This is a genomic window from Pelotomaculum sp. PtaB.Bin117 (assembly GCF_002067195.1).
GTDB lineage: Bacteria > Bacillota > Desulfotomaculia > Desulfotomaculales > Pelotomaculaceae > Pelotomaculum_D > Pelotomaculum_D terephthalicicum.
Genome location: NZ_MVQM01000027.1, coordinates 1 through 5,633, shown reverse-complemented (window position 1 = coordinate 5,633; position 5,633 = coordinate 1). Strand labels below are relative to the sequence as shown.

Below are 5,633 nucleotides of genomic sequence, written 5' to 3'. Positions count from 1 at the left end.
AGATAACACTAACTGATCAGTTATCTGAAATTAAGACGAATATAGTGTTGATAAAGTTCTGTATTTAAGATAAACGGCAATATTTACCGATAATTTCCCGGACGCCTTACTGCAGGAAACGTTTATTCTGTAATATTCCCAAGGGGTAGTATATTCTAGTATATTGTAGTATATTATGGTTGATTTTGGTGAACCAGTTAGTTCTTTGCACCGTCCAAAATATAAAGGCATATTAAACTGACGTATAATTAAAATACGAAACTAAACATGTTTATAAATGCAGACAGGTGAAGAGGATGAAGGCAATAAAATTCCTGTTACCATAGAAAAAGTCCTGTTAGACAAGACGGGTACGTTTTTGATTGCCGCTGTTGAAGGAGATATCAGTGGAAAGTTTGACCCGCTTTACGTCAAGCTTTTTGACGGGGAGGACCGGAATCTGGGCTTTTGTTCCTTTATGCAAGAATATCCCGCAAAATTACCCGGAGGTGAAACACTTTTAACCTTCGATCCGGTTGAAAGTCCTAATGAACCACTGCGTCTGGAATTTTCCGGCGGGCCGGTACAGCATGAGAATGGGCCTGTTGTTCTGGACTTGAAAGATATCAAGTTTAAAAAAGTGGACAATAAATACGTCCGGACATATCAACTGGCTGAACTGCCGGAGGTGGCAGGCGTCTGGTTATGGGTTGGCCGCCGTCAACAATTATTACAAAATTTTGGGCAACGCCCTGGCAAAAGATGACCAGGCTGCTTTTTAGAAGGAATACGGGTACCTTGAGCCGACGAATGAATGGAGAGACGGAATCAACGACTGGCGGCGGCTATTTGATGCGTGGAGACCGCCGGGGGTAAAGAAGTACAGCGTTTCTTTCAAAGAACCTATTGTAACCGTTGCTGAAAATAACGCTACCGCGGAATTGGACGTGGCTGAAACAATATTAAGGAAAGGAGACAAGGAAATTGAACCTCCTCATTTTTACGATTACTTGACATTAAAGAAAGGAGAAAAGTCTGCCAGGACCTTTAGCGCGGTGTTTTGCCTGGAAAAGGAACAAAATAAATGGAAGATAACCAAGGTTGATGAGTTAACCATATTCGAAGAAATGCAGGGAGTAAATTCATTTTTAAATTTGAACAAAGATGGCAAATTATTCCCCTAAAAGCAGGAAATATAGAAGAAGGTTGCACCAGGAGGTGACTGACATGATTAAATCCGGCAGGATTGCCGTTTTCCCGGTGATATTTTTCATGATTTTCGCTGTTGTCATCTATTTGCCCGGCAAACCACGGGAGGTTTGGGCCGCCGCACAAAGCCCGCCGGCCGATGCGGCCGGAGCGGCGGCCGGCGAGTCCTTGGCTGAATTAAAAGCAAAACTATGGCAGGCCACGAGCGACTATGAACTGGCGCTTGTTGCCGGCGCTTTTGACGCCCTGCCCGGGCCGGACGCTGACGCGGCGCAGGTTTTACTGGACTACCTGAGAGATAAAAATATAAATGACGCCTTTAGCATCAGTAATATCCTGATTAGGTTGATGACAGAGGAGCAAGTTTCTCAACTGGCTAAAGATATTGGCGCTTATAGTGACGCTAATGCCAACCGGTATCTGGTTCCTGTTCTGGCTGCCCGCATGAATAATCCGGATGATTTGACCAGCGCGGTTCTTTCCCTGCGGGGCAATTGTTTTTTTGAGCAGGCCTGGCAAAAAGTTTTTATCAATCCGGCCGATATGGTGCGATGGTTGGATGAGACTTGCGTTAAACTAAACGATCCGTACGTTGAGCGGCGTCTTGTCGACACAGTCGGGAGGTTTGCCCAAGTACAGGTTGACAATGCCTACCGTGCGGCCGCCGCCGGCTGGCTGTGGCGCGCGCAGGAAAAGGAACAGGATCTGGTTTACCGATCCAACCAGCTTTTCACCCTCTATCAATTGGGAGAAACGAAAGCCTTGGAAACGTTAGGCGGCCTCTATGCCAGCCTTGCTTCCGCCAGGGATAGAGCCGATTTGATTAGTAGAATTGCCGGCATCGCGCACTGGCGGCTGGAAGGAGCCGGCAGGGAGGATTGGATTGACTGGCTATGGAAAATAGCCGAAACAGACGCGTCGCCATACTGCTGCCAGGAATGCCTTGCAGCCCTCTACATGGATTTAGGCCAGGAAAAGGCCCTGGAACAGTATGTGCGGGACACGGACCAAAATGGAGTGGCCGCCTTGACGCAGGAAGATCATGCTTTCAGGATTTACGGCCCGGACTGGCGGTTGCTGCGGGACGCCTGCCAAAAGTACCCGCAAAGCTACCTGGGCCGGGGGGCCAAGGCCTATGAAGCGGTGCGGGGGATACCTTACTTTGAAATAGATCGTGCCCAAGAACCATCATTTAACGGTGTCTGGGTGCCTCCTTACGGGGACGAGGAATACGATCCGGACCGGGAAATCCCCGGCTGGGAAAAATTCTTGGCTGCATTTCCCCGCCACCCGGCCGCGGACGACGCAGCTTATCGCCTGGCCCGCTGTTATGAGATCAAGGGGCGTTTTACCGACGCCGTCAAGACGATGCAGCAAGCCCGTTTCTCACCTGACGGAGACATGCGCTACGCGGCCGCCGGCAGGTTGGTTTACATCCTGGATGTGAGGATGACTTATGAGCAACTGGAGGCGCTATCCGCGGAAAAACTGGAGCCGCCCTTGCAGGCCTTTGTCAACTATTCCCTGGCTGTAAAGGAGATCCGCCGGGAGCATTACGCCCAGGCCGCTGCCCGGCTGGAGGAATTTTTAAAACAGGAGGGTGAGCTGACAGCCAGCCAGTTAATTTTGCCTTTTGATCATCTTAACGAATATTATCTCAACGAAAATGATCAATACGATTTTCGCGGTGCAGTCGAAAAGCAGCTGGGCGAGGTCAAGAAGCTAGCCAGCTTGCAAGCACAGTGGGAACAATCCAAAGACCCGGCTGATTTATACCAGTTAGCGGCGGCGATTTTTCATAACGAGATGCTTTACTATAACCACTTGTGGGTCGGGGAGCGGCAATATTACAACTGGCTGGGATTTATCAACGCCATGGGCCACGGACACGCGCCCGCGGAAATGGCTGTTTTCGCCCGGGAAATGATCAACTACAGCCACAGCCTGCCGTATTTCCAGCAGGTCTACCAGGAGCCGTCCGCCGCGCCGGAGCTGAAGGCCAGGGCGCTTTACTCCGCCGGCCTTTGCTACATCGGCCTGGACGAGTGGGGAGAAGACGCCACGTTCGCCTTTAACTCGTCTGAGATTCAGGAAAAAATCATTTCCACCTACCGGCAATTTGTTCAGGAATACCCGGATAGCAGCATGGCCGACGACGCGCTGCTGGCGCTTGGCGCATACACCGGCGACGCCGCTTACCTGCAAAGAATATTGGAAGAGTACCCTGCGAGCGACACAGTCGAAAAAGCTAACGGCCTGATAAAAGACCTTACAAAAGAGATGGAATCACCGTATTATAGGCCTGTTGACCAATATAGATGGTCAGTGCCTTTCAAGATCATGTCCCTGAATGACGAAAGCGTTCCGCGGGAAATCAGAAATTGGGCGGCCGCTAACGCCACGCGGCTCTTTACCGGCTCTAAAACCTTGGGCGAATGGAGCTATGTTTGCGTCTCGGCTGGGGAAAAGTCCACCGCCGGTTATAGTGTTGGGATAATTGATATTCTTAGTAAAGGCAGTGGCAAGTTGAAGGTTTATTACCGGATTGACAACCCGGCGCCCGGGGAGATGGCGGCGCAGGCAATAACCTATCCGTCTGTCTTAGTCCGCATCCCGGCGACCGGTGCGGTGGTGGAATTTGCGGAAGGATTTCCGCAATGATTTTCGTCTCCATGCCCGGAAAAATATAAGGTGCAAGGAGCTTATTGCATGAAAAAGTTTTTTTTGTTCATGTCATGGTGCTGTTTGTTGTCTTTATTAAGTGGTTGTTCACTTTCAAATAAAGAAGGTATTAGTACGTTCGATGAGACAGTTTATGCGACTATTGATGACAAAACTATTTGGTCTCATTGTGAGCTGATTGATCATAACGGGGTTGATACACAAGGATACCCACACCCAATTACATCTACATCTATTTACCTTTCATCTTACAACACGCTAAATAAGAAGGATGCAAAACTTATAACAGAACTACCGTTAATAGCAGTTGATAGCGCCGGAAGAGAAGTATTAACCAGAGTTACCGATATCACACCTGCTAACAATAATTGGATTGTGATAGAAGAATACTTGGCCGCTGCAGATTGGAACCAAGGTTCCATAAGAATTATTGGTATGAATCTTGAGACCAAAGAGCAACGTGCAATCGCAAGTGGTGGTCGTTCCGGCGGCTTGAATTTTAAATATATGGTAAAAGGCAATTACGTCTTCTGGTCAGAAAAAGCTTTGGATGAAACTCGCGAATCAGCTATTATGAATTTATTAACAGGTGAAAAGCAAACATTGGTAGGAGTTGACTATGATTCTAAAGTTGTCATTGAAAATGGCATCATAAACGCTGATGATAAGGTTATAAGCATAGAAATATAAATAATATTCCATATAGTTTTTGCACAAAACCAAGCATATCTTGAAACCAATTATATTAATAAACAACATGAAAAGGAGGAGGTTTTTTGAAAAGGGTTAAGGGGGCAGCAGCCGTAGTGCTGGCTGTGAGCATGTTGTTGTCCACGACCGCCTGGGCGGCGGAAAAAGAGGCGTCGGGCGGGCGGGAAGCGCAAGGCGGTACGGCAACTGTAGAGTTGCAAGACGGGGCCGCCAAACAGCCGGTGGCAAAGACGGCGTTGAATGAGTCGCAGCGGCAGGCGCTGGAAAAGATCTATCAAATCGTGCCTGAACTAAAGGAACTCTCCGTGGAAGGCGTAAGTGAGGAAGGTGAGGCCACTTGGAAAGTATTCTTGAGCGACAGGGCCGGGGATACGGTGCCCGGCATTATGCGTATTCGCGCCAACCTTACTTTTGCAACCGATACTGGGGAACTGCTCAGGTTCGATATCCGGAACCCGAGTTGGGCTTCCGCTGAGCTTCCGGCCTCCGGGCTGGCCAAAGAAAAGGCGGCTGAGTTTGCCCGGCGGGTGCTGGGAGATAAAATGAAGGATTATCAGATGAACGGCCAGATAAGCTACGGCGGCGGAGGCGCACAGGACAGCAAGGGGAATAAAATCACGTGGGCCTCGGCGCATGTGCAGTTTGAGCGCCTGGTTAATGGCATACCCTTGCTGAACAACGGCATGCTGCAGGTGGGTATCGACGCCGCCGGGCATGTTACCGAATATTACATAGAAAGATATCACGAGACAAATGGCGGCATAAAAGGCGGGGGGCCGGATCCGGCAGCGTTTCCCGATCCCGCGCTGGCAGTGACTAAGGAAGCGGCGGCAGAGATTTTTGCCGGCTCGCTGGAAATGAAGCTGAACTATGTCGAGCGGCAGCCCCGGCAGTATCCTAAGCTGGGCCAAGAAAAGGTCGAAACCCGGCCGGTTTTGATTTATACTCCCATTATGTATACGTCCATAGACGCCGTATCGGGGAAGCCGCTGGATGAACCGCGGGAGCAGTCTCCGGCCAGCTTGATCAAGCTGGCCGGAGAGGGCGGGCAA

5 protein-coding genes are annotated in these 5,633 nt (G+C 49.6%); all 5 read left to right on the top strand.

All coding sequences use genetic code 11. The features are described from left to right. Nucleotides 1-277 precede the first annotated feature (277 nt). Nucleotides 278-745 carry a hypothetical protein gene (locus A4E54_RS00830; protein ID WP_286723782.1) on the top strand — a complete coding sequence of 156 codons (468 nt, stop codon included), beginning with the start codon at nt 278-280 and terminating at the stop codon, nt 743-745. 181 nt (nt 746-926) lie between these two features. Further along, nucleotides 927-1,163 carry a hypothetical protein gene (locus A4E54_RS00825; protein WP_286723781.1) on the top strand — a complete coding sequence of 79 codons (237 nt, stop codon included), beginning with the start codon at nt 927-929 and terminating at the stop codon, nt 1,161-1,163. Nucleotides 1,164-1,206: 43 nt separating this feature from the next. Further along, nucleotides 1,207-3,849, top strand: a complete 2,643-nt coding sequence (locus tag A4E54_RS00820; RefSeq protein ID WP_286723779.1) for a protease complex subunit PrcB family protein — start codon at nt 1,207-1,209, stop codon at nt 3,847-3,849. Between the two features lie 48 nt (nt 3,850-3,897). After that, nucleotides 3,898-4,560 (top strand): hypothetical protein, encoded by a 663-nt coding sequence (locus A4E54_RS00815; protein WP_286723777.1) that lies wholly within the window; start codon nt 3,898-3,900, stop codon nt 4,558-4,560. 86 nt (nt 4,561-4,646) lie between these two features. After that, on the top strand, nt 4,647-5,633 hold a 987-nt coding region (locus A4E54_RS00810), incomplete at its 3' end, for a YcdB/YcdC domain-containing protein (RefSeq protein ID WP_286723775.1).

What these genes read in the sequence shown, in the direction of transcription:
- A4E54_RS00830 (WP_286723782.1), top strand. Translation starts at nt 278, where the DNA reads ATGCAGACAGGTGAAGAGGATGAAGGCAATAAAATTCCTGTTACCATA.
- A4E54_RS00820 (WP_286723779.1), top strand. Translation starts at nt 1,207, where the DNA reads ATGATTAAATCCGGCAGGATTGCCGTTTTCCCGGTGATATTTTTCATG.
- A4E54_RS00815 (WP_286723777.1), top strand. Translation starts at nt 3,898, where the DNA reads ATGAAAAAGTTTTTTTTGTTCATGTCATGGTGCTGTTTGTTGTCTTTA.